Source organism: Rhodovulum sp. P5, assembly GCF_002079305.1.
Lineage (GTDB): Bacteria > Pseudomonadota > Alphaproteobacteria > Rhodobacterales > Rhodobacteraceae > Rhodovulum.
The window spans coordinates 79563-106233 of sequence record NZ_CP015040.1 but is presented as its reverse complement, the minus strand read 5'-3'; the positions used below and the strand labels follow the sequence as shown (position 1 = coordinate 106233).

The following is a 26671-nucleotide window of genomic DNA, read 5'->3' as shown; positions in this document are numbered from 1 at the left end:
GCCTCAGACGGAGGGGTAGCAGAAACTGTCGGTCGAGCAGTCCCCGCCCTCCAGCCGGATCTGGTGGGCGCGATAGCCGTCCGGGAATTCCAGGTAGAAATCCTCGGCCAGGGTCAGCCCGCCATTTTCGCCCGCATGCGCCATGACCATGTGCCCGCCCGCGTCGTCGGGATAGAACTGGTCGTCCCATGTGGAATAGAGCGAGTTGGTCCAGTAGACGCGCTTGCCGTCGCGGCTGATCTCGACCATCTGGGCCCATAGGCAAAGCGCTTGCCGCCGGGGTGGGCGGTTTTCTTGACGATCCCGCCGATCTCGACCTTGCCAGCCAGTTTGGGCGCCATCGGGTCGGAGACATCGTATTGATGCATCTCGCCGGTGCCCCAGCAGGCGACATAGAGGAACCGGTCATCAAGGCTGAGGTCGATATCGGTGACCAGCGGCGGCACCGCCCCGAACCCTTTCAAGAGCTCGGGCAGGTCGTCGGCGGCGGCAGGCTGCGGGTCGATGGTAATGGTCTTCTTTACCTCGAACGTCCCGTCCGCCTTGCGCCACCAGGTAAAGATCGCGCCTTGCAGGTTTTCGGTATCCACCACCACGCCGCAGAACCCGTAATCCTTGGCCGGGTCATGGGCGGGCCGGATTTCCAGCGCCATCTGGTGGTTGGCGCCCAGGTCGATGGTCTGCACGTTGCGCCGTTCACGCAGATTCCAGAAATGGATCGAATGCCCGTACTTGTTCGACAACAGGTCCTCGGGCACCACGCCGTTTTCGAATTGCGGCGGCAGGCCCCATTCGGAACTGACCATGTAGTCGCGCGGCAGGTTCCACCAGAAATCGTAATGCTTGTCCTGCTTGCCACGGTCCATCTCGTAGCGGCCGAGGATCTCGAACGTCTCGCAATCCATGATGAAGATGCCCGGCGGCCCATCGGTGCCATCCGCCCCGCCGCCGCCAAGGGTGCTGACATAGATCCCCTCTGGCCCGCAATGGATCGTATGGGGCCGCGAATAGCCGGTCTTGGCAAACACCTCCTCGGGTTCGATGATCTTGTGGATCTTGGCCTTTAGCGGCTCTTTCACGTCGATGACGTAGATGCGCGACGACCGGATGCCGGGGACGATCAGATAGCGCCGCTCCAGAAACGCATGTCCCGACAGGGGCGACAGCGCGGACGAACAGGCATTCCAGCCGAAATGGTGAAACTCGTCGCCTGTGTTCGGCATGATCACCTGGTGAACGATCTGCCCATAGGATTTCGATCCCGGATCGACGTCGATCACCGCCAACCCGTCGGGTTGCGATCCGTCGGGGCTGAGCATCAAGGTAAAGGCCAGCGTCTCCGCCGGGGCCTCCATGGCGAGTTTGGGCGTGGCGTGGAACGTCGGATCCGGCCGCAGGTTCATGGTTGGTCCTCCCTCTGAAATGCGCCGATCCTCCCCCGGCGCCTGAGACAAAGCGTCTCACGCCACGACGCTTCGGGGCAAATGTTTTCAGGCACTTTGGCAGAGTTCGGCCCGTGCCGGCCGCCATGCGCACATCCCGACCGGCTCAGACCATTTCGTCGGGCACCGGCACGGGGGTTGCCATGCGGCGCGCCGGGGCGGGGTCGTAATGCACGATCAGACCCTCGCGATCTTCCGGAGCCGCCTGCGTGTTCCGGTCAGACAGGGTTTTCCAGTAGGCAAAAGCCGTATCCGGCGCCAAGGCGGCCTCCGGCGCACCTGCGGGCAGCCAATGGCCCATCACCCGCGCGCGGACATGGGCGACCTGCGCGGGCCGCGTGACATCAACCGCGGTCTCGGTATCCCAGCGCAAGCTGCGACCGTTGAGATTGGCCGAGGAAATGAAGGCCCTCGCGTCGTCGAAGATCGACACCTTGGAATGCACATAGATGATCGGCGCCGACCTGAGCCTGTGCCGCCCCTCTCCGCCAGCGGGCCGTGGCTGCACCGGGGACACCACCAGCATCCGGTCGGTGCCAAATCCCCGTCGCAGGATGGACAGGCACCGTGTTTGCAGCCGCTCGCCCTTGCGGGCATCCAGCCCGTCATTGTCCTCGAACGCCACGTCTTCGGGGGCCGCCGGCAGAACAAGGATCAGCTTCAACTGCGGGCAGGCCCGCGCACGCCGGGCAAGGACCCGCGCCAGCGGCAGATGCCGGAAGAACTGCGTCTCAAGATAGATCAGCCGCGTTGCCTGTTCGGCGGCCTGCCGATGCGCCGCCTCGATCTCGGTGACGACCGGCACAGGCGACAGGCGGAACGGGGCACGGCCTGGGCGCCGCGACAGGGTGCGCAGAAATCCCGGCGCGGGCGGCGGCGGCGGCCGGTGCCCGGCGACCGTGCCAAGAAAGCTTTTCAGATGGTCGGCCGCGGCGGCGACCACGGGGCCCTCCACCATGGCCTGCACGTCATGCCATGTGTCGCGCGCCGGGCGGTCATGGTCGGGGCTGTCCAGACGGCGCGGGTTGAGATCGAGCCCCCCGATATACAGACGTCGGTCATCGAAGACGGCCATCTTCTGATGATGCGTCGCCGGGTAAAGCTGCGGCAGATGCCAACGGCAGGCATGGCCCGCCGGCGTCGTCCGCGTCGCGTTGCGCAGCCCCGGCGCTTCGGTCAGGAAGCACTGGCGCGTCTCGGCGGACATGCCGTTCAGCCGCGCAACGAACCCGCGCAGCTTTCCCAGGGCAACAGGCCCCAGAACCAGCCTTGCGCCCTGCCCCGCCTGCGCCGCATGCCGCGCGGTGACAATCTGCAACCGTCCCCCCGACACCTCTTGCGCGGCCAGGAAACGGCGGCGCGACGCCCAGCTTTGCCGGTGCAGATCGGGCGCCCCGATCGGATCGAAGTCGGACAGGACCATGCGGACTTCGACCCCGCGGCGCAATGTGTGCACGACAAGGTCGAACCAGTCGTGGCCGACCGTCCGGGCCTCGTCCGACAGCAGTGGCGTGGACAGATCGAAAATGCGGAAGCCGGCGCTGATGGACTCGCGCGCCTCAAGAAATGCGCTTTCAAGCACCGGCACAGCTTCTGCCGCAGTCAGCAGGACGGTGATCGAGGCAACCGCCTCCGAAGGGTCATTCTGCATGCGTCGGCTCTGTTCTCCACCCATCCGGCGGTCTTGTGTCTTTGGGGCATCCCGGCATCCCCGGTTTCTGGTACGTCTGCCTGCCCCTCCGGGCGGACTGGACTGTGAAACGCCGGCAACGCCCTGCGGTTCCGTCCTGCCGCGGCCCGCGGGGGATGAACCTTATGCCCGCAGGCTGCGTTGAATCGGCAAGGGGTGCAAGGCAGCGCATGTGCACCGAGCGACAACGAAAGGCAGGCAGACCCAATGACCCATCCGTCAGCAGCGGCAGGTATCTCCGCGTCCAACATGGCGCAGGCCCCGGTGACCACGATACTGGACGAGGTGGCACACAGATCGCAGGGGGTGCGGGTCGCGGTCGGCGATCTTTTTTCCGCCCTCGGCGCGGCCAGCTATACGCCCCTGCTCCTCCTGCCGGCGCTGGCCGTCGTCTCCCCGCTCAGCGGCATCCCCGGGTTTTCAAGCCTGTGCGGGCTGGCGATTGCCGTGATCTCGGCCCAGATGATCGCCCGTCGCCCCCATCTGTGGACCCCGCGCTGGCTGCGTGCCCGAACGATGGATGCCGCCACGGCCCGTCGCGCGGCGAAAGGGTTGCAAAGACCTGCCCGGTGGCTTGAATGGGTCGCCCGTCCGCGGCTTGCCCCGCTGGTCGAGCCGCCTTTGGTCCTTCTGCCGCAACTGATGTGCCTGCTGGCAGGGCTCGTCATGCCGTTTCTGGAACTCGTGCCGTTCTCGTCCTCGCTGCTGGGCGCATCGGTGGTTCTGCTGGCTGTCGCAATGCTGACGCGGGACGGGCTTCTGGCGCTGGTGGGCATGGTTCCGTTCATCCTTGGGGCGGCCTTGGCGACCGCTCTTTTCGCCTGACACCGACCCCTCGCAATGGCGATCACCACCGAAATCGGAACCAATTCCCCGTTATTGCGTTGATTGGATATAGAAAGGGAACGGCGTCTTCCATGTCGGCCCTGCACAATTTCGGAGGAACCCGACCATGACTCTCTCGACCAAGGCCAAGATCGCGCTGGGGGCGGTTGCCGTTGTACTCGTTGCCGGGCTCTATGTCCGCTGGGGGCCGTCTTCCTGGGACGTCCAGATCACCGGCACGACGGGCGATGGCCGCGATGTCCAGTACCGCATTGAAACGGTTTATGCCGACACGTCGGACACGCTGATCTTCAAGAACGCCGATGCGGGCTTTGCGCCGCCCTATTTCAAGTTCGACTCGGCCGACCTGCAATCGGTGGCCAACCGGGTCACGCGCGAATGCCCCGAACAGGCCGTCACCGTGAACGGCTACGGGCTGCGTATCCCGTTCCTCGACATGTTCCCCAACGCCACCTCGATCGACGCGCCCGAGCGCTGCCTGATGGCCCCGTCCGATCAGGGTGAGGGTGCGGTGACGACCGGGTAAGGCCCTTTGCCATCGATGAAAAAGCGCGGCCGCCTGCGAGAGCAAGGCGGCCTGTCAGACTGACGAACCCGGCGCTCTTACAAGGCACCGCCTCGCACCGGTTCTATGTATGGCCCTCAGGCGGCCATCTTCTTGGCCGGACGCCGGCCGGGGCGTCGGCGCGGGCGCCGCTTTGCAGGGGTTTTCGCGGCCTCCCGGGCACTGGTCCAGGGCGTTCCTCCGGCAATCTCGACACGGGCGCCCAGAACCTTCTCGATGGCCCTCAGCTCCCCCATTTCGTCGGAGGTGCAGAAGGCGACGGCCCGCCCGTCCCGACCGGCCCGCGCCGTGCGCCCGATCCGGTGGACGTAGTTTTCAGGCACGTTCGGCAGGTCGAAATTGTAGACATGGCCAACACCGGGGATGTCGATCCCGCGCGCGGCAACATCGGTGGCCACCAGGACCCGCACCGTTCCGTCCCGAAACGCGGCCAGCGCCCGGTCGCGCTGGCCCTGGCTCTTGTTGCCGTGGATCGAGGCGGCGGCAAAGCCCGCGCGCTCAAGCTGTTTCATCAACCGTTCCGCGCCATGCTTGGTACGGGCAAAGACCAGCGCACGATCGTCGCGATGCCCGTCAAGCAGGTCGATCAACAGCGCCTGTTTCTGGTCCTTGGCCACGAAATGGACCGATTGCGCCACCTTTTCAGCCGCACGCCCCGGGGGAGAGACCTCGACCCGCACCGGGTCGGACAGGTAATCGCGGGCAAGTGCCGCAATCTGTTTCGGCATCGTGGCCGAGAACATCATGGTCTGCCGCTGCTTGCCCAAAAGCGGCGCAATCCGGCGCAGGGCGTGGACGAAGCCGATATCCAGCATCTGGTCGGCCTCATCCAGCACAAGAAACCGGGTCTGGCCCAGATCCACGGCCCGACGGTCGATCAGGTCGATCAGGCGGCCCGGGGTGGCAACGAGAATATCCGTCCCCCGCGCAAGTTGCTTGATCTGCACGTTGATCGACTTGCCGCCGACGACGAGCGAGATACGCAGATCCCCGCTCAACGCCTGAAGGGTGGCCACGATCTGCGTGGCCAGTTCCCGCGTGGGTGCCAGAACAAGGCCACGCACGCCGCGCGGCGCGGGCCGGGCCGTGTCGGCCGACATCGCGATCACCAGCGGCAGGCCGAAAGCGGCGGTCTTGCCGGTGCCCGTCTGGGCGATACCCAACACGTCGCGGCCCTGCAGGGCATGGGGGATCGCCTTGGCCTGGATCGGCGTCGGCTTTGACATCCCAAGGCCGGTCAGCCGAGAGACGAGCGGGGCCTTGAGCCCCAGATCAGTGAAGGTCATGTAACATCCTTGCCCGGACAACTGTCCGGCCTTGCCGCCACGGGCCTTTTGCACGCGGTCAGGCGGGGTGGACCCGAAGCGTTCGCCCGTCACGCAGAATTGCGCCCCGAGTCGCCACAGGCGGTGTCCCCCTTACGTGATGTGAGAAACTGGTCGTCATGGCCGGAAGCGGGCAAATGCCCGTCTGCTCACGCGGCAGGGCGATAACGTCAACGCCTCATCGGGCGTTGGCGGGTCCATGTCAACAAAAAAGCAAACAGCGCGGAATCGAACTGGCTAAAATGCCGTTCGTTTCCCCCGTGATCGGGGCGGCAGTGCCGCCCTGCCCTTTTACCCCGGCCGCAACAAAGGCCCCGCTTGCGGCTGTTGCCGAACGGGGCCGTTCAGGCTTCAGGTGCGCCGGTAAAACGCAAACGACGCGACCCCGGCCAGAAGAAGAACGGCCGCCGCCGGCAGCGGCACGACGCCGGGTGCAGAGATCGGAGCGATCACAAGCGACACGTCGGTCAGTCCGTTGCCCGCCCACATGTCGGCCAGAGTAAAGGTCTCGGCCAGATCGGCGCCGAACTCACCCGTCAGGGTCAGCAGAACGCCGTTCGGAAAGGCCCCGCTTTCGTCCCCGCCAATCCCGTCGAACTGGAATTCAAGCGTGTCCGCCCCGGCCGGGTCATAGACCGACCCGAAGGCGACCAGGCTGCTCGAATTGGCGACCTGTATCCCGGACAGATCGTCGACATTGAACGAGCCGCCAAAGGCCCCGATGCTCCCGTCCGTCTGAAGGTCGGCGGTCAACGCCACGGCCAGGCCAGTATAGGCCGACAGCGTTCCGGTCCCGGCGCCACTGCTGAAGGTCGGATCCTGGAAATCGAGACCGAACCCGAAGTTTTGCAGGTCCCCGGTCGCGGTGATCAGCGGTTCCGGATCGACCGTCAGCCCAAGCGAGGCGGCCTGTGCCGCAACGCCCAAGGAGGCCACCGAAACCGCCGCAGCAAGAAAAATTCCCGTCTTACGCATCATTTTAGTCCCCCGAAACACTTGCAGACCGATTACTCACATGGCCTGGGATCGTGATGATCCGATCAAACGAAGTCAATGTCATCGACATCCCCCGTACCATACACGAACACCATGTCATGCTCGGCGGTGTCGAGCACCAGCGCGACATAGCTTGCGAATTCCCGGACGGCAAAGATGCTCTCGCCGCCAAGGTCGATACTGTCGACACCGGTTTCATAGTCGAGCACGCGCATCGTGTCGCGCACCCCTGCGAGATTGGTAAACTCGAACACGTCCGCGCCGCCTAGGCCGCGCAGGTTGTCGAGCGGCCCGCCCATTGACCGGATCAGGTCTTCGCCATCCGTCCCGATCAGAAGGTCGATACCCGATGTCCCGGTGATCACGTTCGGCCCGGTATCGTCGACATCGTTCACCGTGACCGAGATCATCTGGGTCGTGCTGTCGGTGCCATCGTCAACGCTCACCTCGACGAGGTAGACGTTGTCCATGTCTATGTCGCCCGGGTTCTCGAAGTCGGGCGCCACGATGAAGGACAGCGTGCCAAGCGTCGGATCGATCTGGAACAGGCCCGCATCGTCGCCGCCGACAATCGCGAAGCTGAGCGGATCGCCCTCGGCATCGGTGGCAACCACTGTCGTGACAGCGGTCGTGTTCTCGTCGATCGCCACCGACGGGCCGCTGACGATCTGGGGCGCATCGTTCACGCCCGTCACGGTCACCGTGACGTCCTCGATGCTGGACAGGGCGCCGTGGCTGTCGGTTGCCTGAACCTGAACCACCACGTCCCGGGTTTCCCCGGTTCCGAGGTCCTGGAAGTCCGCGCCCGGATCGAACACCAGGTCCGTGCCGGAAATCGACGCGCTGCCCTCGGACGGGGCGCCGACGATGGTGTAGGTCAGCGAGGCGCCGTCATCGTCGCTGTCGATGTCGCCGCCCAGGGCCGACAGATCCAGCGTGACCGCCGGGCCGTCCTCCACCGCGGCAAGGGTGCCGGCGCCCAGTGTCGGCGCGTCGTTGGCACCCGTCACCGTCACGTCGATCACGCCGTCATTGGACACCGCGCCATGCCGGTCCGTCGCCTGGACAGAGAACGACACCGTGCGGGTTTCGCCCACGGCCAGATCCTGGAAGTCCGTGCCCGGATCGAACAGAAGCGCCGTGCCGGAGATGCTGCCCGACCCCTCGCCCGGCGCCGCCACGATGGCATAGCTCAGCGTGTTGCCATTGTCGTCGTTGTCCGGGTCGGAGCCGAGCGGCGCGAGCTGAATGCTCACCACCGCGCCGTCCTCGTTCGCCGCACCGGTGCCGTTGGCCATGACAGGCGCATCGTTTTCGCCGGTCACGGTCACATAGACCGTGGCCGTGTCTGTGCCGCCGAAGCTGTCCTCGATCGTGTAGGTGAAGCTGTCGGACCCATTCGCCCCCTGCGCGATCGCGACAAACGCGCCGTTGGGGTCGTAATCGAATGTGCCGTTGGCGTTCAGCGTCAGCAAGGCGCCCGAGGGGAGCGTGATTTGCGTACCGAGACTTGCGGCCTGGCCGTTGACTTCGGTCACCGAGAACGGATCGCTTTCCGGGTCATAGTCGGCCCCGCCGCCGTTGTTCGCGAAGACATCGCCGGACAGCGGGACGCTAGCGCCCGTCGAGACAAAGTCGTTCAGCGCCACCGGTGCCGAATTGCCCAGAACGGTCACATAGACGGTTGCCATCGCGGTGCCGCCATTCCCATCGGAAATGTCATAGGTGAAACTGTCGGACCCGGTATAGCCCAGCGTCGGCGTATAGGTGATCGTATTGTCGGGATTGACCACGGCCGTGCCATTGGCCGGCGTGCCGACACCGGTCACGGTCAGGATGTCCCCGCTGTCGACATCGTAATCGCCATTCAGGACCGAGATCGTCGTGGAGGTGTCGATATCGGTTGTCACGCTGTCATCGTTCGCGAACGGATCGTCGTTCACGCCGGTGATCGTCACCGTGCCGGTGGCGCTGGCGGTCAGGTTCGACCCGCTTTCCTGAACCACATAGGTAAAGGTGATGTCCCGGGTCGCGCCGACGGCCAGTTCATCATACTGGCCCGTCGCAACGAAGCTGATGGTCCCGTCGGCATTCACCGTCAGAACGCCGCCGCCCGACTGCACAAGCGGTGCGCCCACATAGGAGACATTGCCATTGACCGAGACCACGGTCAGCGTGTCACCCTCGGGATCGATATCGGGGCCATTGCCGTTGTCGCCGAAGACCGAGCCGCTGACGGCGCTGTCCTCGTCCACCGTAAAGCTGTCGTCCTGCGCCACCACGTTGTCATCGGCACCGCTGACATAGATCGTGACGGTCGCCGTATCGTGCAGGCCGCCATCGTCGGTGATCCGATAGGTGAAGCTGTCGGTGAAGTTCTGACCGGAGGCCAGCGCCTGCAGCGTCGCCGAGGTGGTCGGATCGTAGATCAGATCGCCCGTGGCCGAGATCGACACGGTGGCGCCGCTTGCAATCACGAAGCTGTCGCCGGGCGTATAGGCAGTCCCGTCGATCTGCGTGATGGTGAACGGATCGCCGCCCGGGTCGCTGTCCCCGACAAAGACGTTGACGCCGGAGATCGCCGTGTCCTCGTCGGTGCTAAACGCCTCGTTATCCGCGTTGGGCGGCGCGTTGGTCACCGTCACATCGAACGACGTGCTCTCGACCGACCCATTGTTGTCGTCAACGCTCAGATTGACCGTATAGGTGCCCTCGCTGTCGTAGAAATTGAACAGCTGGGGCGTTTTAGACCCGGTGTTGAAGACCACATCGGGGTCGCCTTCGCCATAGTTCACCGTGATCGTATAGGTGTCGTTGTCGGGATCGGCCAGGGCGGCATTGATGTTCAGATACGACCCTTCGCCGATGCTCTGATCCGAAATCGCCGCAAGACCGACCGGGTCGTTGACCGGCGTCACCTCGATGAACGTCTGGGCGATGGTCGCGGCAAAGGTATTGCCGTCCGACCCGGTCCAGCCGAAATCGGCCGTGCCGTTGTAATCCGCCACCGGGATATAGACCAGAAGACCCGCATCCAGTTGCGCGACCGTCACTACCTGCCCGGGTGTGACGGGCGAGCCGTTGAATTCCAGCGTCCCGATGGAGGGCAGGACGTCGATCCGGATTTCGGCCAGAAGCTGGCCTTCGGCATCGGCAAAGCCATCCGCGAAAAGCTGCGCATCGAAGACGAGCGCCGTGTCCTCGGGCGTCGTGGCGTTGACGTCGGTCACCACGGGGGCAGAGTTGCCGAAGACCTGGTAGAACACGCCATTGGCTGACCCGTCGCCAGCGTCCCCGCTGGTGGCCGAGGTCCAGCTGACCACGAAACCGCCATCGTCAAGCGCGGCCACGGACGGGTCGTACTGGGTGCTGCTGTATTCGGTGTTCACCTGCAACGCGCCGTCGATGCGGTTGCCGCTGGCATCGTATTGCTGGGCATAGACACCCCAGCCGCTGCCATCGGTCCCGTTCGAGTCCGCATAGACGATCACGTAGCCGCCATTGGTCAGCGCCGCGACATCCGCGTAGGACTGGGTGCTGATCCGCTGGTCGTTGACGCGGAATTCCTGGCCGATGGCCACACCCGACGCATCGTATTGCTGGGCGAAGATGCCATAGCCGCTGCCATCCTGCGCATTGCTTTCCCAGACGATGACCCAGCCGCCATCGGCCAGACCGGCGATCTCGGGCAGGTACTGCGTGCTGTCGGTATAGGTGTTGGCCTGAACCTCCGTCCCGATCGCGGCGTAGGACGCCATGCTGTCGCCATAGACCTGATAGAAGACGCCGCGCCCGCTGCCATCCCCGGCGGTGCCGCTGGTTTCCGACGTCCACGCCACGGCGAAGCCGCCGTTTTCCAACGCGGTCACCGCGGGATATTCCTGATCGTTCTCGACCTCGCTGTTGATCAGGAACTCGCTGCCGATGGCGGTGCCGTCCGACTGGTAGACCTGGCCATAGATGTCGTACCGGCTGCCGCCCGCAAGGGTGTTGTTATAGCTTGTCCAGGTCACGACATAGTCGCCATTGGCAAGCACCGTCACCTGCGGGTCGTATTGCGTGCTGTTGGTATAGGTGTTGACCTGCGTCTCACCGCCCGCCGCTGTCCCGTCGGCGTTGTAGCGCTGCATGAAGATGCCGCTACCGTTGCCGTCCAGACCGCTGTCGTCACGCCATGTGACCACCCAGCCGCCGGTGTCCAGACCGGTGACGCTCGGTTCGTACTGGTTTCCGGCGATGCCGGTGTTCACCAGAAACTCGCCATCGACCGCGTTGCCATTCGCGTCGAAACGCTGACCGTAAACGCCCCAGGTATTCGTGACGTCCTGACTGTAGCTGCGCCAGACGATGACGAAACCGCCATCGTCAAGCCGCGCCACATCGCTCTGTTCCTGGTTGCCGGCGCTCTCGGTGTTGGCCTGACGCTCGCCAAAGACGGGCGCCGCCCCGTCGATCTGCTCGGTGATGTTCACGGTCACCAGAACCGGATCGCTGACCCCGCCATCCCCGTCGCCCACCTGCAGGCGCACCACGCGGCTGGGTTCGGGATCGTCAGAGGTGTTGCGATAGGTCAGGTTCTCGACCAGCAATTCGACGATGGCCACATCGGCATTGCCGTTCAACGTGATTTCGAACGGGTTGCCCGCCACGCCGTCCTGCGTGATCGTGCCGACCGCGGTGCCGTTCACGAACACCGTGCCACCCGAAATCGTGATGCCCTGCGCCTGCCGCAGGCCCAGATTGTCCTGGGTATAGTTGTCCGGCGGGGCGATCTGATCCTGATAGCCGCGGGTCACGATCACGTTGTCCACGCGCAGGAAGCCGCCGTCGAAATCGGCACTGTCGCTGTCGCTGACCGCCGCGGCGTTGTTGGCGTCCAGAAGCTGCGGACCGACGTTCAGCGTGTTCTCAAGATACTGGACCGTCGCATTCACACCCTGCACGACCGGACGGCCTTCAAGGTTGAAATCGGCCGGGTCCCCGAAGATCTGGCTGAAGATGCCCTCGCTGTTGCCATCGCCCGCCGTACCGCTCGTGTTCGAGGTATAGGAGATGACGAAGGCACCGTTTTGCAGCGCCGCGATTGCGGGCTGGTACTGGTTCGACGAGTATTCGGTGTTGACCTGGAATTCCCCGTCGATCCGGTTGCCCCCATTGTCGAACTGTTGGGCAAAGACGCCACTGCTGCTGCCGTCGAGCCCGGAATCGTCACGGAAGGCCACGACGAAACCGCCGGTGGACAGGCCCGTCACCACCGGTTCGTATTGGGAACTGCTGACCACCTCGTTCACGAGGAACGGATCGCCCGTCGCATTACCCGACGCATCGTAGGTCTGCGCATAGACGCCGTTGGACGACCCGTCCAAACCGCTATTGTCGCGCCAGACGGATACGAAACCGCCATTCGACAGCGCCGCGATATCGGGCTGGTACTGCGTGCCGGTCTGGTTGTTGGTGTTGACCAGCGTTTCGGTGCCGACCAGCCCGCCAGAGGCATCCAGAACCTGCTGATACACATCCCCCGAATTGCCATCGCGCCAGATCACCGCGTACCCGCCGCCGCTCAGCGCCGCGACCGCCGGTTCGTACTGGGTGCCGGTGGTCGTGGTGTTGACCACGAATTCCACGCCGATAGGTGTCAGCGTCGCATCATAGATGCGGGCATAGACATTGTCCGAGCCGGCGCTGTCCCGCCAGACCGCGATGAACCCGCCCGAGGGGCTGGCCGCAATGTCGGGTTCCGATTGCGTGCTGCCTGTCGCATCGTTCAGGCGGAATTCGGTGCCGACGGGCGTGCCGTCGGCCGCCACATGCTGGGCAAAGACACCAGCGGTGTCGCCGATCCCGTTGCCGTACCACGCCACCACGAAACTGCCATCGGCCAGACCGGTGACGGTGGGCGTGTACTGGCTGCCGGCGAAGGTGGTGTTGACCTGGAATTCCGGGCCGACCGGCTGACCGTCGACATCGAACAACTGGGCAAAGACGCCCCAGTCGCTCTGGCCGGGATTGTCCTGCGTGTAGGACGACCAGACGACGACATGCCCGCCACCGCTCAGACCGGCAACCGCGCTGTCGACCTGCTGGTTCGTGGTATAGCTGTTGACCTGGGTTTCCGGTCCGACCGCTTCCACACCGTCCTGTTCCGGCGTGATGTTGATGACAAAGGTATCGTGCCCGCTTTGGCCGCCATCGCCATCGGTCACCGTCACCTCGACCGTGCGCGTGTCGCGCGGATCGTCGGACAGGTTCTGGACCTGCAGGCTGCCCAGCAGGGTTTCCATCCGTTCAGGCGTTGCGTTCCCGTTCAGCGCCACTTCCAGCCCGGCGCCGTTCTGGCCGTCGCTGAGCAAGGTGCCGATCGCCACGCCGTCCACGCTGACCGTGTTGCCGGAAATCGAGACGCCCACCCCCTGGAAGGTCATCTGGTCCTGGTCGAAATTGTCCGGGCTCCGGAACTGCTGCGCGGCCTCATAGTCGCGCACGATGTGGATCAGCAGCCGCCCGCCGTCGAAATCGGTGCTGTCGGGATCGCCGACCGAGATCGAGCCCGGGGCGAAGACCTGCACATAGCCCGCATTCAGCGCGGCCTCGTCCAGCGTGACATCGGCCAGACCGCTGACGACCGGGTCGTCGCTTTGCGCCTCGGTCGCCGCGTCCCCGAAGAGCCGCACGAACACGCCATTGCCGCTGCCATCGCCCGCCGCGCCAGAGGTGTTCGACGTCCATGTCACCGCGATCCGGCCATCGGCCAGAACCGCGACCTCGGAATAGGCCTGGCTGCCGTCGGTCACGTCGTTGACGACGAAATTGCCGTCGATCCGGTTCCCCGACGCGTCATAGCGCTGTGCGAGGATGTCGTTGCCGCCACTGGATGTCCGCCACGTCACGACCCAGCCGCCATCGGGCGTTGCGGCGATATCGGGTTCGTAGGTGTAGTAGTAGCCGTTATCGTCATTGACGAGGACCTCGCCGCCGACGGCCGCCCCGTTCACGTCATAGCGCTGCAGATAGACGCCGGTGCCGTAATTGTCCGGCCCAAGCCAGACCACCACAAAGCCGCCATCGTCCAGTTCGGTCACCCGCGCCAGATCCTGGGACCCGGCGGTTGTCGTGTTGACCACGAATTCCGACCCGACCGGGTTGCCAGAGGCATCGAAGCGCTGACCGGCAATGCCATAGCTGTCAGCATCCACCAGATAGCTGGCCCAGACCGCGACGAAGCCGCCCGCCCCGTGGGATGTCACATCGACATAGCGCTGGGTCGAGTCGGTAAAGGTGTTCAGGACGATATCGCCCGCGCTCAGCGGCGTTCCGCTTGCGTCGAAGAGGCGCCCGATGACGCCCTCCCCGCTGCCGTCGCCGGCGCCGCCGCTGGTATTCGAATCCCAGACCACGACGAAATTGCCGTTCGACAGGGCCGCCACTTTCGGCGCGTCCTGGGTCGAGGAGGTCTGGAAGTTGACCTGGAATTCCGGCCCGACAGTCCCGTTCGCATCGGTGATGGCCGCAAAGATCCCGACACCGCTGTCGTCAGTCCCTTCCCACACGGTGACCCAACCGCCGGAGGACAGGCCTGCCACCGCGGGCTGATCCTCATATCCACTTGTCGTCTGGTTCACCAGCGTCTCGGGGCCGACCGGCGTGCCCTCGGCATCATAACGCTGTTGATAGACGCCCTCGTCATTGCCGTCGGTGCTGTCCTGATTGTAGGACTCCCACGTGACGACAAAGCCGCCATCGGCCAGCGCGGCGATGGACGAATATTCCTGATCGCCCGTGACGAAGGCGTTGACCTGCTCCTCGTCGCCAAGCGCATCGGGCCCGCCGTCATCCTCGGGCGTGATCGCGATGTCGAAATAGGTGTTGCCCGTCGACGCGCCGACACTGTCGATCACGGTTAGGCGGAACTGGACGAGCGCTGCCGGCGCCTGCGAACTGTTGGTGTATGTGAACGCCTCGATCAGCGCGTCCACGGCCTCCTCGGTGGCGGCCGCGTTCAGGGTGATCGTCAGATCGCGCCCTTGCAGGCCGTCGGCGGTGGCGTCCACCGTGCCGATGGCCGTGCCTTCATAGCTGACGGTGCCGCCCGACAGGCTGACCTGGTTCACGCCCGTGCCGATATTGGCCACGCTCAGCATCTCGTAGGCCGGGCCGCTGCGGTTGCTGCTGGTGATGCCGTAGCGATAGGCCAGCGTCACGGTGCCGCCGTCGAACCCATCGGTGCCGGTATAGTCGAAATCGACCGACATATCGAGCCGCTGGCCCGCCTCCACCTGCGCTTCGGTATAGGTGGCGTTGTCGACCTCGTTCAGGTCGATGGTCGGCAACGAGACGGACGTTTCGATATCGATGCGGATGCCGCGGCCTTCGCTCTGGCCGCCATCGCCATCGGTCACGCGGATCGAGATGCTGCGGTCGCTGCCCGCAACCGGCGCGGTCGAGGCATAGCCAAGCTGTTCCAGCAGATAACGCACATTGGCCGCCGTGGCATTGGCGTTCAGCGCGATCACCAAATCGGCGCCGTTCACGCCGTTGTCGGTCGCGTCCACCGTGCCGATGACCGTGCCGTCATAAAGAACATCCGTGCCAGAGACGGTGATGCCCTTGCCGGCGATGATGCTCAGCTGGTCGCTCGCCCCCGCATGCCAGTCCACATAGCGCAGCGCGACAGACCCGCCGTTGAAATCGGCGCTGTCGGCATCGGTCAGATCGAAGGAGTTGTCGATCAGCGCGGGCGTGCCGATGGTCGCCACCTCGAAATCGACGACCTGCGCGACATTGTCGAGATCGGGCGAGGCATTGGCCGGAACCATGCCACCCTCTGGCCCGAAGACGCGGGTGAAGATACCGTCGCCGCTGCCATCGCCCGCCGTGCCGGAGGTATAGGACGTCCACGCCGCGGCGAACCCGGTATTCAGGCCATTCTGCAGCGCGGTGATCACCGGCTGTTCCTGGGTGCTGCTGACTTCCTCGTTCAGTTGCAGCGCCCCGTCGCGGCGCGACCCGTCGGCGTTGAATTGCTGGACGAACACGCCACTGCCGCTGCCGTCCTGCCCGCCATCAGAGCGATAGGCGATGGCGAACCCGCCATCCAGCAGACCGATCACGTCGGGTTCGTACTGGGTGGACGAGGTCAGATCGTTGACCAGGAACTCGCCCCCGATGGCCGTGCCATCCGCGGCATAGATCTGCGCGAATACGCCATAGCTGCTGCCATCGACGGCCACCTGGTTGGTCCAGGTCACGACAAAGCGGCCATCGGTCAGATAGGCAACGCTCGGCTCATACTGGGTGCTTTCGGTGTAGGTATTGACCTGGAACTCGGTGCCCACCGCACTGCCTGCGGCGTCGAAGACCTGGCCGAAGATACCATGGCCGCTGCCATCGGCGCCGCCCTGGTCCACCCACACGACCACCGTGTTGCCGGCAGCATCCGACGCCACGTCCGAGGCGACCTGACTGCTGACGAGGGTCGTGTTCACCGTGAACTCGCTGCCAACGGATGTTCCGTTGCCGTCGAACCGCTGGCCGCGGATGTCGTAGGTATAGCTTTCGTTGTTATAGGACGACCAGGTGACGAGGAACCCGCCGGGAACCTGCGTGACGGCGGGCTCGTACTGGGTCGAATAGACCTCGGTCTCGACCATGAACTCGGTGCCGCGCGGGCTGCCATCGTCGTTGAAGACCTGCGCCTTGACATAGCCGGCATTGTTGCTGCCATCGTGCCAGACCACGACGAAGCCGCCGCCATCGCCCGTCGCGATGGAGGCCACCGCCGGCTGCGTCTGGCCCCCGGGCGTCAACGTGTTCACAAGGAATTCGTCGCCCACCGGCGTGCCCGTCTGGTCGAACAACTGCGCCGCCACGGCATAGTCGTTCGACCCGGCATCCTTGTCATAGGTCTGCCACACCACGACATAGCCGCCAGAGGCAAGCGTCGCGATGGCGGGCAGGTTCTGTGTGCTTTCTTCCAGGCTGTTGACCTGCTGTTCGTCGCCATTGGCGACCACCCCGTCGACCTCGGGCGTCACGGTCACGTTGATCGTCACCGGCTGCGAGGTGCCGCCATCCCCATCGGTCAGAACGACCCGATAGTTGCGCACCGGTTCCGGATCGTCAGAGACGTTGGCATAGGTGACGTTCTGCAACAGCGCCTCGACCGCGTCGGGCGTGGCATTGGCGTTGAGCGTCACGACCAGATCGGAACCGTCCGCCCCGGTCGAGGCGATCGTGCCGATCACGGTGCCGCCAAAGGTGACATTGCTGCCGGACACCCCGATCTCGCCCGCGGCGGTCCCCTGGTTACGGATGCCAAGGTTGTCCTGCGCGGAGTTGTCGGGCGCGTTGAAAAGGTCTTCGTCAAGGGCCAGGTCGATCCGCTGGATCGACAGCGTACCACCTTCGAAATCGGCGCTATCGGCGTCGCCGACATCGGCATCGGGCATCAGCAGGGCCGGGGCGGCGTTCACGTCGGCCTCGTCAAAGGTGACGTCGGTCAGCGCGACCGTAAGCTTGGGATCATTTACGGCAGAGGCGTAGTTCGCCGGATCGCCGACGATCTGCTGGAAAATGCCCGACCCGTCCCCATCGTTGCCGCTCGTGTCTTCCCAAACGACGATCACGTCGCCATTGGCCAGCGTCGCGATATCGGGGCTGTACTGGTAACCGGCCGACGACTGGTTGACGACGATCTCGCTGTCGATCCGGTTGCCCGCCGCATCGTAATGCTGGATCAGGATGTTATAGGTGCTGTTGTCGCTGGGATAGCTGCGATAGGCGATCGCGAAACCGCCGGTCTGAAGCGCGGTGATCGTGGGCTGGTTCTGTTCGCTGTAGGTCCCTTCGTTCACGAGGAACTGGGTCCCCACGGCCGTCCCGTCCGCCGCGAAAATCTGCGCGTAGACACCATTGCCGCTGCTGTCGAGCCCGGCCTCATCCGTCCATGTCACGACAAAGCCGCCGCCCGTCAGGGCCGTGATATGCGCGTCCTGCTGATCGCCGCCGGTCGCGGTGTTGACGACGATCTCGGCCGATACCGGCACGCCCGCCGCATCGAAGACGCGGGTCGAGATCTCGTAACTGTCGGTCTCCCCCTGCCGGTAGCTTTCCCATGTCACCGCAAAGCCGCCGCCGGCCAGCGTGACGATCTCCGGGGCATATTGCCCGCTCGCGGTGAAGCTGTTCGCGACGATCTCGGCCCCGACCTTGGCGCCGGACGCGTCGAAGCGCTGAACATAGATGTCGTGGCTGAAGGTCGTGTTGTTGTAATAGGACCACGCAATGGCAAAGCTGCCATCGGCAAAGGTCGTCACGCTGGGCTGGTACTGGGTGGAATAGGTGCTGCTGGGCACCGCGATCTCGCCACCCACCTTGGCACCCGACGCATCGAAAAGCTGCGCCCGCACATAACCTTCGGTGGAATTCGCCTGATCGTACCACGTCGCGACCCAGCCCCCGGCCAGCGCCCCGCCGGTGATGGCGGCCACGTCGGGCGTGTCCTGGTTGCCGCTGGTCTGGGTGTTGATCACGAATTCGGGGCCCACCGGCGCACCGCTGGAATCGAACCGCTGGCCGATCACGCCATAGGTGTTGTTGGCCGCAGAATCCTGACCATAGGACCGCCACATCACGATCCAGCCGCCATCGGACAGGGCGGCAACCGTGGGCTGATCCTGGGTCGAGGTGTAATAGGCGTTCACCTGCGTGTCGGTTTCATCGACCGGCTGCGGCGCGTCGGTTTCGGGCGTCACGAAGATGTCGACGACCACCGGGTCGGCCGACCCGCCATCGCCGTCTTCCAGCAGGATCGCCAGCTTGAGCGACCCGACCGGATCGTCCGACGGGTTGGCATAGGTCAGGTTCTCGACCAGCGCCTCGACCGCCGCCGCGGTGGCATTGGCGTTGAACTGGACTTCGAGATTGGTGTTGGGGCCGCCATCGCTGACGATCGTGCCGATGACCGTGCCGCCATAGGTCACGTCGCTGCCGCTGATGCCGATCTGCCCGACGCCGGTGCCTTGATCGCGGATGCCGAGGACATCGTCGTCCTGGCCCTTGACCTTGTTGAACTCGGTCACATCGCCCTCGGCGGTGATCCGGGTGACGATCAGCCGACCGCCATCGAAATCGGCCGGGCCGGAAACCGCCGCCGCGCCCGAGGCATCGATCAGTTGCGGGCCAGACTGCACGGCGCTTTCGGTGAAGGTGATCTGCGGGTCGACCGCTTCCAGAATCGGGGCCACCGGCAGGGTGATGTTGCTGCCCGGCAGTTCAAAAAGCCGCTGGACCACGCCGCGCCCGTTCCCGTCGCCTTGCGCGGCGGGATAATCCCAGGCGGCAATGATCAGGCCGTTGGGCAGGGCGATCACATCGGGCGCCTGCGGGTAATAGGCCGCGCCGTCATTGCTGATCGTGACATCGCCCGAAATCGCCGTGCCGGTCGCATCGAAATGCCGGCCGACGATGTCATAGGTATAGTTCTCGTTGGTCGTGTTGCTGTACCACGCCACGAAGAAGCCGCCATCCGGCGTCGCGGTGACACTGGGCACGCTCTGCGTGCTCAGGATCGAGACGTTGACCTGAATCTCGCTTCCGACAGCCGCACCCGTCGCGTCGAAGACCTGCGCCGCGATGCGCGAACCGTTTCCGTCGCCATTGTCGTCACGCCAGACCACGACAAAGCCGCCCCCCGACAGGGCGACGACGTCCGACTCGTACTGGCCCGACGTGGTGGTCGTGTTGACCAGCGTTTCGGCACCTTGCGCCACGCCGGCCGCGTTGTAGCGCTGCATGTAGACGCCATAGCCGTCACCGTCCGCGCCCGACCGGTCGCTCCAGACAACGACGAAGCCGCCGTCATTCAGGCTCGCGATGGCAGAATCTTCCTGCGTGTTGGCTGTCGTGGTGTTGACGGTGAACTCGCCCCCTTGCGCGGTGCCACTGGCATCATAGCGTTGGGCGCGGATGTCATAGGTGTAGGTCGTGCTGTTGTAAGACGACCATGTCACCACATAGCCACCGCCGGACAGCCCGGTTACCGTGGCCTGATACTGGGTCGAATAGGTTTCGGTGTTGACCTGAAACTCGGTGCCCGCCGGGGTGCCCGAGGCGTCGAACTGGCGCGCGAAGATCTCGTTGCTGCTGCCTTGCCATGTCACCACGAACCCGCCATCCGCCGTGTCTGCGACGTCCCGATGGTCTGGTTGCCAAGCGTGGTCTGTTCGATGAAGAAGGGCGCCCCGATCCGCTGACCGAACTCGTTGAAGAGCTGTGCTGTCAGGCCAAGCCCGGTTCCGTTCTGATCGTCGGAGTTCCAGACGGCGACATATCCGCCCCCTGTCAGCGCCGCCAGCTTCACGTTCTGCTGGTTGCCGTCGACAAAGATGTTCAAGCCAAGATCTGGCGTAAGGTCGTTTACCATAATGTCCCCCATTCACCGTCGCAGGCCCCGTACCCTAGAACAAATCAGGGCCCACAAATGGTCTTGATTAGAACGTAAACAAAAAATACGCGATTCGTTAACCCAATTCGGCAGGCGATTCGGTGGAAGGCGGGTATTCCTTACCCGGTGACGCCCTTGCAGGATGTGCTGTGCAGACTGGTTTCTCCTTGCGGACCAATGCCCAGACCAAGGCGGTTGCCCGGCATGACTGCCGCGCACATGTGATCGCCGCCCGGTCAGCACCCCAGCAGGTCAACCCCGCACAAGCACGCGGCGGTGCGGTCAAAGGTCACAAGCGGGCTGCCCGCCGCCCCGCGGCCAAGGCCATAGGCCCGTTCAAGCACCCAGACCATGACCGCCGTTGCCCACCGGGCGTGCTTGGGGTCGGACCCGCCGCCTACTCTCCCAGCGCGATCCCCTCGCGCCGCGGATCGGCACCGCCCTGCAAGACGTCCCCGACCGCAATCGCATGCAGGCCGGAGTTCAGATCGCGCGTGTTGACCTTGAAGCCCATCGCCTCCAGCGCCGGGGCCAGGTCGGCCGCGGCCGTCCCCGCCTCCAGGTCATAGGTGCCGAAGCGGTTGACCGCATGCGGCAGGGCAACGGCGGCTTGCACATCCATTCCCCAATCCAGATGCGCGATGATCGCCTGCGCGACATAGCCGATGATCCGGCTGCCGCCCGGGCTGCCGATCACCAGCGCGGGCTTGCCATCGCTCAGCACGATGGTCGGCGCCATCGAGGATCGCGGCCGCTTGCCCGGCTCCACCCGGTTGGCGATTGGCGCGCCGTCGCTATGGGTGCGGAAAGAGAAATCGGTCAACTCGTTGTTCAGCAGGAACCCCCGCACGAACAGGCGCGAGCCAAAGCCGTTCTCGATGGTCGTGGTCATCGACAGCGCGTTGCCATCCCCATCGACGATCGAGATATGCGAGGTCGAGGGAAACTCGATCGCCACGTCATCGCCCCACAGCATCGCGTGATCCCAGTCCGGGGTGCCGGCGCTGACCTCCGGCAGGGCATCGTCGCCGGACAGCAGATCGGCCCGGCCCGACAGATAGGCCGGGTCCACCAGCCCCTTGACCGGCATCGGCACGAAATCGACATCGGCCATGTACCGGCCCCGATCCGCAAAGGCGAGCCGGGAGGCATCGCCGATCAACCGCCAGCTTTCGGGCGCGTCCGGCCCCAGCGCCGCCAGATCGTACTGCCCCAGCATACCAAGGATCTGCCCCACCGTCAGCGCACCCGACGACGGCGGCCCCATCCCGCACACGTCATGGGCGCGATAGTCCACGCAGACCGCCGGGCGCTCCTTCACCTTGTAAAGCGCCAGGTCGACCTCCGACAACACGCCGGGATTGCCCTCGGCCCCCTGAACGGTCGCCACGATATCGGCGGCCACGGGCCCGGTATAGAACGCCGCGACCCCCTCTCCCGCGATCCGGCGCAGGGTGTCGGCATAGGCCGGGTTGGTCAGACGGTCACCCGCGGCAATCGGCGTGCCCTCGGGGAAGAAATAGGCCGCCGTGGCCGGGAACCGGCCCAGCCGGTCGGCATCGCCCGCCACCAGATCGGCCAGCCGCGGCGACACGATGAACCCGTCCTCGGCCAGCCCGATGGCATCGGTGAAGAGCCCCGCCCAGTCCGCCCGGCCCCAGCGGCGATGCGCCTCCGACAGCAGCATGGGCGTGCCCGGCGTGCCGACCGACCGGCCCCCCACCACGGCGTCATAGAATTTCAGCGGTTCGCCCTCGGGCGTCTGGAACAGGCGCGGGGTCGCCGCCAGCGGCGCGGTTTCCCGCCCGTCCAGCGTCGTCACCTCGCCCGAGGCCGCATCGTACCAGACCAGAAACGCCCCCCGCCAAGGCCCGAGGATTGCGGCTCCACCAGCCCCAGCACGGCCTGAACGGCGACCATGGCATCGGCGGCACTGCCCCCCGCGCGCAACACATTTGCCCCCGCCTCCACCGCCAGGGGGTTGGCCGCGGCGATCATCCAGTCCTGCGCCTCGGTCGGGGTGCCGGCCTGCTTTGCCGCCATCGCGGCCCGCGCCCCGTCCGACAGCCCCGCAAAGGCCGCGGCGCGGTCGGACGCGGCCTCCGGCGCGACGGTATCGGCGGCCTCCTGCGCGGCGGCCGCCCCGGCAAGCGCCAGAGAGACAAGAACGGCAATCGGGGATTTGAACATCGGGGCCTCCCTCGGCGGTGTGCATCGGGCCACCACCGGATTGCCGGCGGGCCTTTTCCGTCAAGGCAAGGTAACCCTTCCCGATCCGAAGTCTATCCTTCGGATGCGGTGTGTTTCGCGGCGCGCCTGTCGCAATAGATTGAAGTGAGCGGAACTCAGACGCACCATCCGGACCTAGGGCTAGGCCAACAAAGGGCCGACCGGAACAGACCTCAGGAATTCGAGGGACCAGTAGGTTCTCGTCACCCTATTCTTCCGCAGTCGTCTCGAATGGCGGTGACCAGACCTCTGAGGAAACCTCCGCCGGCGCCGTGATTGTCAGGCGGCCGGGAAGGTCGCGGGCGACCCATTGGCGGATTGTCTCTGCCTCGACCTCTTCCCGCAATCGGTGCCAAGCGGCCTTTCCATCCGGACCGGCCCGCCCCGCTTGGTAGTCGATCTCTTCCAGAAGCGATGCAGATGCCTTGTCGCCAAACGCAGCCGCGAGGCCTGCCCAGAAGGCGGCCCTCGCATAGGAGCGAGGCCGACCGGCCCCGACCATATGCGCTGTCGCCTCGTTGCGCATCGCCCGGATGCTCGAAAAGGCATCGTCTGGCCCAGCTACTTCGAATAATTCTTCGTTCTGAAGCTCCAGAACCGCCTTCAGGCCAAGGTCACCTTCCAGCCGATCCAGCAATACCACGGCCGCATTTTGTCCCGCGGCACCCGCGCGAAGCGCCCAACGGTAGGCCTCCGGAGCCGATCGACCGGCAAGGGCTCGCGCAAGGACCAACGCAGAGTTCGCATCCCCCTTCCTGGCCATATCTTCGAGCAAGGTGATCCCAAGCTCTAGATTCCGCGGCGCACCCACACCGGTCACCAAGGCCGTGCCAATCCGCCGGCGATCGTGATCGGCCATGTCAGTATAAGGTCCGCCGAGAACCAACTTTAAGTCTGCCGCTGGCACCGCCGCGTTGACCTGCGTTGGGGTCAAGGCAACGCGCAGCCAGACATCGTCGATCAGGTCGGAAGGTGTCTGTAGGGTCCACGGCTCGAAAAGGATTGGCCGGCCGTCTGGAAGCATCGTTTCGAGCGTCACTCTTCTGGGATTTGCCACAAATCCGCTCCACGCTTCCTCGACGGACTTTAGAAATTGGCGGCGCGCCTCGCTCGATCCATGCGGGTCACCATCCATTTCCGAGAGCGCCATTTCAATGGTGCTCCGCATCATTGTGCCCGCAGTTTCCGGCAGGACAAATGGCTTCGGGACTTGCTCTGCCAGAACGCGCCATCCACCTCGATCCTCGACGTCAAGACGTGCAGAGGAGAGATACATCAAGGGTTGGGGATCATCACCCCAGAACCTGCCCTTGGCAGAGAAATAGTCGAACGCGATTCGCGCCATGACCTCAGCGAAGTTTGCGATATCGGTCGTAATCGCAATGTCGGTGGCGGCGCTCGTATAGACATGATCTATCTCGATGCGCGTCGCGTCCACCTGAAACTCGCTCAACCCTGTGACGGCAAAGATTTCTCGCCCATCAGGTGGAATACAAGATATTGGGAAATCCGTGCCTGTCAGGTCGATCGCGATCTTGAAACGCTCGACGCTTCCCCACGGCATTGTGCGGATGGCAACCCGGTCAACCGAAACCTCGCAGTCGGGGCTGATCGAAACTCCCGGCAGAGGACGGATCGTTACACCGGTCAGGTTCGTTCTGCCCTGAGAGATATCGAACGACATACCCTCATAGGTGACCTCAGCTACACTACGCAGCGCACTGATCCCAATGTTCGCAAGACCCACCGCAACGCTATCAACGGAAAACAGGTCGAGAAAAGTTACCTTTTTGCCACCTTCCCCCGCAAGTGAGGGAGATGCCAGCGAAAGCGCGACAAAGGCTATGACTGCTACACGAACCATGATCTTACGTCTCCGAAAATTGCGGGCGTCGTCATGGTGTTACGTGCTGCCAGGAAATCAACCCGGATGGCCCTGCAATGCCTGCGGCGGGATAGCCTTATGGAATTCGTCGGGCATACTCATTGTTCGGTGGTGCCCCTCCAGCCAAACCTCCAGAGTGACAGCATTCGGTCCCGAAGCGGGAAAAGGGTTGGCTTCGGGGAGCGGTGAGATCTCGGCGGTGTTGTTCACGGCATGATCTAAAAGGCGTTTGCCGACACCGGTTGGGCGCGTTCTCAGATCGCCGCGAGCCTACGCCACCTTCGAACTTCCTCCTCTTTCGCAACACAACCGTCTTGCGGTCAGGACTCATTGAGTTTCCGAGTCAGAACAAGACCGTTACAGCCAAAGCAATGGCAGGTAGAGAGACACTCGCTGAATGCGCCATCATGGCCATTTACCAATTCTCAACGGAAGTCAATAGCCAAAAACCCTACAGAATTAAATTCACACAGAATTACATTTGACAGGCGCCTTCTTCACTATCTTGGCACTCAAGTTCACCAGTAAAACGCGTAAGTGATTGATATCGTTATGGCGAGATTGGCCAAAATGTAACTACGCGAGGGTGATCAGGCGGGTTTTGGCAGGTTCAGGGTGTCGAAGAGGTCCAGTTGTTCGGGGGTCGGGGTGGTGAGGCCGTCGAGCTTTCGGTCGGCGATCCGGGCTTCGTGGCGGTGGATGCGCGCGAGCATGTCGAGGGCGGTTCGTGGGCTGGCGTCATGTCCTTTTGCCTTCAGCCGCATGCGCATGACGCGGTAGAGGACGAGGGCGAGAAAGCAGATCAGCGCGTGGGCGCGGATGCGGTCGGGCAGCCGATGGTGGACGGGGGCGATCTCGATATCGGATTTCAGGACGCGGAAGCCGCGTTCGATATCGGCCAGCGACTTGTAGCGGGTCACGGTTGCGGTCGGCGTCAGGTCGGGGGCATTGGTCAGCAGGGCGAGCTTGCCGTCGAAGAGTTCGGCTCGGGCGACGGCGTCTTCGTCGATGCTGTAGCTGAACCGGTCGGCCTGCAGGTCTGCCTTGAGGAACCGGGTCAGTTCGGCCTCGGCCACGGCGCGCGTGAAGCGGCTATAGGCGCCGCGGTCGGAGGCGCGGCGGCCCCGCGCCGTCTGGCCGTCGTCTTGCGCATCGAGCTTGGCGACCATCTTTTCGGCCTGGGCTTCAAGTTCGGCGATGCGGGCGCGACGTCGTTCGGATTGGTCGGCGGCTCGAACGGGATCATGGGCGACGATCAGGCGATGGCCGGCAAAATTGCTTTCCGCCAGGCCGCCTTCGTCGAAGGCAAGGCCCCGAAAGGTCTCGACCAGATCGGCATAGCGACGGGCGGGGACGGCGAGGATGAACTCCAGCTTGCGGTCGTCCTGATCGGCCAGGGCGGTCAGTTCGTCGATGTTTTCAAGGCTGAGCAGGCCACGGTCGGCGACCAGGATGACACGCTGCACGGGAAACCGCTGCAACACCGTCTGCAGCATGCCCTGCAGGGTTTTCGTCTCCCCGACATTGCCGGGGTGGACCGTGTGCATGAGCGGCAGGCCGTCGGCGGTTTGCACGACGCCGAGCACGAATTGCCGGGCGATGCCACCGGTTTCCTTGTTCATGCCATAGGCGCGGAGGTCGTCGTCAACCTCTCCGTCGCCATGGATGCGCACCGTGGTCAGGTCGTAGAAGACCACGGCCAGGTCCCGATCGACCAGCGGACGGATTTGTCTGGCCAGTTCCATCTCGACCCGCTCGGCATGGTCCATCAGCGCATCCATGGCGCGGAGCAGATGTTGATGCGTGACGGTGTCCGGCATCGCCGGCATGGCGACCGTTTCCAGCCAGCGCAGGCAGCCCAGCTTGCTTGTGGGGTCGCACAACCGATTGAACACCATGGCGCGGACCAGCGCCTCCACGTCGACTTTCCGCTTGCCGGAACGCAGCGCACGGCCGAGGGCATGATCGAAACCAAGGTCCTTCCACAACTCGTGCAGGGCAAAGACGTCGCCATAGCTGCGCGCCGCCTCGTAGGTGATCTCGGCCTTCTCGGGCTCGACCCGACCCGCGGCGCGACTGAGCCCCCGGATCAGCGCATCGAGCTGGCCATCCTTCATCCCGTCCACGCGCCCCAGATTGGCCACGACGCGCAGCCGGGGCTTGCCCGCCTCGTTACGGAAGGACTCGACAATCTGCAGATAGCGACGCCCGCCGCTCTCGGTGATGCGCGTGAACATGGCATGCAGGAT

Annotated in this window: 9 protein-coding genes and 2 pseudogenes; 2 read left to right on the top strand and 9 right to left on the bottom strand. The window is 64.4% G+C overall.

Annotation, left to right across the window (positions count from 1 at the left end; translation table 11 throughout):
* Positions 1–3: 3 nt before the first annotated feature.
* Together RGUI_RS20060 and RGUI_RS20055 are read right to left on the bottom strand one after the other, a co-directional pair.
* A pseudogene (locus RGUI_RS20060) lies at positions 4–1403 on the bottom strand (selenium-binding protein SBP56-related protein).
* A 145-nt stretch (positions 1404–1548) separates the two neighbouring features.
* Entirely contained in the window at positions 1549–3093 is a 1545-nt protein-coding gene (locus RGUI_RS20055) for a phospholipase (protein ID WP_253799332.1), read from the bottom strand.
* 246 nt (positions 3094–3339) lie between these two features.
* Between RGUI_RS20055 and RGUI_RS20050 the strand changes: the two genes are divergently transcribed.
* Both RGUI_RS20050 and RGUI_RS20045 read left to right on the top strand, forming a co-directional pair.
* Complete coding sequence (locus tag RGUI_RS20050) at positions 3340–3957, top strand: exopolysaccharide biosynthesis protein (protein WP_253799329.1); 618 nt, start codon at positions 3340–3342, stop codon at positions 3955–3957.
* 127 nt (positions 3958–4084) lie between these two features.
* Positions 4085–4504 (top strand): DUF1523 family protein, encoded by a 420-nt coding sequence (locus tag RGUI_RS20045; protein ID WP_081536247.1) that lies wholly within the window; start codon positions 4085–4087, stop codon positions 4502–4504.
* 116 nt (positions 4505–4620) lie between these two features.
* Here RGUI_RS20045 and RGUI_RS20040 read toward each other — a convergent pair whose 3' ends face one another.
* From RGUI_RS20040 to RGUI_RS20010, 7 genes and pseudogenes are all read right to left on the bottom strand, one after another.
* Positions 4621–5829, bottom strand: coding sequence for a DEAD/DEAH box helicase (locus RGUI_RS20040; RefSeq protein ID WP_081536246.1), 1209 nt, complete (start codon positions 5827–5829; stop codon positions 4621–4623).
* A 390-nt stretch (positions 5830–6219) separates the two neighbouring features.
* The gene (locus tag RGUI_RS20035; protein ID WP_081536245.1) at positions 6220–6846 is read right to left on the bottom strand and encodes a VPLPA-CTERM sorting domain-containing protein; all 627 of its coding nucleotides are present in this window, start codon (positions 6844–6846) and stop codon (positions 6220–6222) included.
* Between the two features lie 62 nt (positions 6847–6908).
* Positions 6909–20027, bottom strand: a complete 13119-nt coding sequence (locus tag RGUI_RS20030) for an Ig-like domain-containing protein (RefSeq protein WP_081536244.1) — start codon at positions 20025–20027, stop codon at positions 6909–6911.
* Entirely contained in the window at positions 20021–20287 is a 267-nt protein-coding gene (locus RGUI_RS20025) for a hypothetical protein (protein ID WP_081536243.1), read from the bottom strand. Before RGUI_RS20025 ends, RGUI_RS20030 begins: the two co-directional genes overlap by 7 nt.
* Positions 20288–20705: 418 nt before the next feature.
* Positions 20706–22498: pseudogene (gene ggt, locus RGUI_RS20020) on the bottom strand (gamma-glutamyltransferase).
* 247 nt (positions 22499–22745) lie between these two features.
* Positions 22746–24401, bottom strand: a complete 1656-nt coding sequence (locus RGUI_RS20015) for a hypothetical protein (RefSeq protein WP_081536242.1) — start codon at positions 24399–24401, stop codon at positions 22746–22748.
* A gap of 611 nt (positions 24402–25012) precedes the next feature.
* Positions 25013–26659, bottom strand: a complete 1647-nt coding sequence (locus RGUI_RS20010; RefSeq protein ID WP_081532493.1) for an IS1634 family transposase — start codon at positions 26657–26659, stop codon at positions 25013–25015.
* Positions 26660–26671 lie beyond the last annotated feature (12 nt).

Coding starts and splice junctions, on each gene's coding strand:
- RGUI_RS20055 (WP_253799332.1), bottom strand. CDS start 3,093: ATGCAGAATGACCCTTCGGAGGCGGTTGCCTCGATCACCGTCCTGCTG.
- RGUI_RS20050 (WP_253799329.1), top strand. CDS start 3,340: ATGACCCATCCGTCAGCAGCGGCAGGTATCTCCGCGTCCAACATGGCG.
- RGUI_RS20045 (WP_081536247.1), top strand. CDS start 4,085: ATGACTCTCTCGACCAAGGCCAAGATCGCGCTGGGGGCGGTTGCCGTT.
- RGUI_RS20040 (WP_081536246.1), bottom strand. CDS start 5,829: ATGACCTTCACTGATCTGGGGCTCAAGGCCCCGCTCGTCTCTCGGCTG.
- RGUI_RS20035 (WP_081536245.1), bottom strand. CDS start 6,846: ATGATGCGTAAGACGGGAATTTTTCTTGCTGCGGCGGTTTCGGTGGCC.
- RGUI_RS20025 (WP_081536243.1), bottom strand. CDS start 20,287: ATGGTAAACGACCTTACGCCAGATCTTGGCTTGAACATCTTTGTCGAC.
- RGUI_RS20015 (WP_081536242.1), bottom strand. CDS start 24,401: ATGGTTCGTGTAGCAGTCATAGCCTTTGTCGCGCTTTCGCTGGCATCT.
- RGUI_RS20010 (WP_081532493.1), bottom strand. CDS start 26,659: ATGTTCACGCGCATCACCGAGAGCGGCGGGCGTCGCTATCTGCAGATT.